Genomic DNA, 3,269 nt, shown 5'->3' on the forward strand with positions numbered 1-3,269 from the left:
CGCGCCGCCGCCGAGCTGGGCGCCGACACCCCCGCCTCGATCACGTTCACCTCGTACTGCGGCGGCCTGCCCGCCGTGCCCAACGAGTTCCGCTACCGCTTCAGCTGGGCACCCCGCAGCGTCCTCCCCGCCCTGCTCGGCCGCGCCCGGTACGTCGAGGACGGCGTCGAGCGGGTGGCCGAGCGGCCGTGGGAGGCGGTGCGGACGCACGTGCTCGGCGGCGAGGAGTTCGAGGTCTACCCCAACCGGGACAGCGTGCCGTACGTGCGCGCGTACGGCGTGCCCGACGCGTGGCGGCCCGAGGTGTTCGTCCGGGGCACGATCCGCAACAGCGGCTGGAGCGCCGCGTGGGAGCCGGTGTTCGCCGAGCTGCGCGCCGCCGACGACGCCCGGCTGACCGCGCTGGCGAACGAGCTGGCCGAGCGCTACCCCACCACCCCGGCCGACCGGGACCGGGTGGTGCTGGCCGTGGCGCTCCAGGTGCGGGCCGACGACGGGCGGGAGTGGCGCGGGGAGCACGTGCTCGACGTGGTCGGCGACGACACCGACAGCGCGATGGCCCGCACCGTGTCCACGACCCTGGCGCGCGGGGTGCTCGACGTCCTGGAGGGCCGCACGCCCGCCGGGACGCACACCGCGACCACCGACCCGGAGGCCGCGCGCCGCTGGCTCGGGTACCTCGCCGAGCACGGGGTGCGCTTCACCTCCCGCTGATCCGACGCCCGCCGATCCGTCCACCCGCTGATCTGCCACCCGACGATCTGTCACCCGTCCGAGAGGGGCTCGCGCCGCGCGGGCCCCTCTCGCGCTGTCCGGGGTGGCCGATCGTCACCCGCGTAGGCTTTTCGGGTGAAGGAGGTGCGCCGGTGAGCGTGGAGCAGCTGCTCGAGACGATCCCGCCGCTGCTGGTCTACCTGGTGGTCGGGCTGGTCATCGGGGTGGAGAGCGTGGGGGTCCCGCTGCCGGGCGAGATCGTGCTCGTGACGGCGGCGCTGATGTCCTCGCAGCACGACGAGCTGAGCCCGCTGTGGATCGCGGTGGCCGCGACCGGCGGGGCGGTCGTCGGGGACAGCGTCGGGTACGCGATCGGCAGGCGCGGCGGGCCGAGGCTGTTCGACTGGGCCGGGCGGAGGTTCCCGAAGCACTTCGGGCAGGCGCACGTCGGGAAGGCGCGGGAGTTCTTCGGCAGGCACGGGGCGTGGGCGGTGTTCTTCGGGCGGTTCGTGGCGCTGCTGCGCATCCTGGCCGGGCCGCTGGCCGGGTCGATGCGGATGGCGTACCCGAAGTTCCTGGCGGCCAACGCCGGGGGCGGGGTGGTGTGGGCGGCGGGGACCACGTACGCGGTGCACTACCTGGGGGTGGTGGCGGAGACGTGGTTGAAGCGGTTCTCGTGGATCGGGCTGGTGGTGGCGGTGGGGGCCGGGATCGGGGTGGCGCTGCTGGTGCGGCGGAAGCTGAACCGGGACGTGGCGGGCGACGGGGTGCGGGAGGAAGGCGCCTCCTGAACCGCACCGCAGGCCCAGCCCGCGACGAGCACCTACCTGGAGCACGAGCCGTGCGGCAAGGTGAGCGCGGACGCCGCCGCCGTCCGCTCCTCGCTGAGCTGATCGACGCGCTGATCGCCCGTCTCGTCGCCGGTCGGCAGCTGCTGAGCGCGGAACTCGTCTCTGTTGCTCGCCGAGGTTAGAAGAACACCGCTCCGGACGTTTTTTAGAGCCGAGGCGCTGGTTTCGGTCAACACTGAAGGAATTATTCCGAATAATTCCCAGAGGTCGGGGTCTCCCCTCCCCCGGCCTGGCAGCGGGCTCCGACGCCGCGGCGGGCGGGCCACCCCGCCGCGTCCGACCTGCGCGAACAGCCCTCGCCGCTGCCCCGTCCGGCCGACCCCGAGGTGCGCGCAACACGCGGCCCGCCGGGGTTCCGGCCGCCCTAGCATCAGCGCTGTGGTGGCGTTGTCGGCCGAGCAGCGGGCGGTGCTGGTGGCGTTGCTGCTCAAGGCGAACCGGGTCGTCCCCGACGCGGAGGTGGCCGCGCGGCTGCCCTCCGGGGACGTCACGGGCGCGGTGGCGGGGCTCCGGGACGTGGTGGGCGGGGAGCTCGTGCGGAGCGCAGGCGGTGGGCACGTGCTGACCGCCGGGGACGTGGGGGCGCTCTGGGACGTGGCGTTGCGCGAGGTGTTCGCCGGGCGGGACGACGAGGTGCGGGAGCTGGCCCGGCTGGTGCTGGACGGCGGGTCGGTGGTGGTGTCGGGGAGCGCGGGGATCGGCAAGAGCGCGCTCGTGGAGCGGGTGGTCGAGGCGGTGCGGGAGCACTTCCCGGACGGGGTGCTGCGGGTCGGGCCGCGCGAGGGCTCCCCCGGACCGCGGCTGCGGGCGCTGGGCGGGGCGCGGCGGCGGGTGCTCGTGGTGCTGGACGGGATCACCGGGAGCGCGCAGGTGCGACCGGTCCTGGCCGAGGGGGCGCCGGTGCTCGCGACCTGCCGGGACGACCTGCCCGACCTGCCCGTGCGCGGCTTCCGGCTCGGGCCGCTGGACGAGCGCGGGGCCGAGGCGGTGCTCACCGCGGTGGCGGGCGGGGTGGTCGCGGACGCCGCCGAGCTGATCGGGTTGTGCGGCGGGGTTCCGCTGGCGCTGCGGGTGGCCGGGGCCGCGCTCGGCGGGGTTCCGGCGCCCGGCGGCCAGGGGTGGTTCGACCCCGAGGCGCGCTCCCCGGTGGCCGCCGTGCTGGCGCGGGCCGAGGCTGCGGTCGGCGCGGGCGCCTGGGAGGCGCTCCGGCTGCTCTCGCTCGCGCCGGGACCGGACTTCACGCCCAGCGCTGCGGCGGCGCTGGTGGGCGGGACCAGGGACGGCGCGCTGGCGCGGCTCGAACTGCTCGCCACCGCCGGACTCCTGGAACGCCCCTCCCCCGGCCGGTACCGGGTCCACGACCTGGTGCGCGCGCACGTGGCCGAGCAGGTCGAGGGCGCCGGGCGGGCGGCGCTGGGGCGGCTGGTCGGTTTCTACCGGGACGCGGCGGGACGGGCCGCCGACGTGGTCGCGCCGCTCGTGCCCCGGCCCCGCTTCCCCGAGCGGACCGCCGCGCTCCCCCGGTTCGCGGACGCCGAGCTGGCCGGGCGGTGGTTCGCGGCCGAGCGGGAGAACCTGGTCGCGGCGGCGCTCGTGGCGGGCGCGCCGGACAGCTGGCTGCTGGGGTGCGCGGTGGGCGGGTTCCTGGTGGCGCGCGGGGACGCGGTGGACGCGGTGGGGGTGTGCGCGGCGGCGCTGGCCGAC

General features: G+C 76.5%; 2 protein-coding genes and 1 pseudogene. All 3 read left to right on the forward strand.

Annotation, left to right across the window (positions count from 1 at the left end; all coding sequences use genetic code 11):
• A partial coding sequence (locus ACTUAL_RS07700) for a saccharopine dehydrogenase C-terminal domain-containing protein (protein ID WP_440899758.1) occupies nt 1–714 on the forward strand: 714 nt, incomplete at its 5' end.
• Nucleotides 715–866: 152 nt separating this feature from the next.
• Nucleotides 867–1,505 carry a DedA family protein gene (locus ACTUAL_RS07705; protein WP_440899759.1) on the forward strand — a complete coding sequence of 213 codons (639 nt, stop codon included), beginning with the start codon at nt 867–869 and terminating at the stop codon, nt 1,503–1,505.
• Between the two features lie 438 nt (nt 1,506–1,943).
• Nucleotides 1,944–3,269, forward strand: a pseudogene (locus tag ACTUAL_RS07710) (hypothetical protein); the annotation flags it as partial.

This window comes from Actinosynnema sp., from assembly GCF_052038725.1.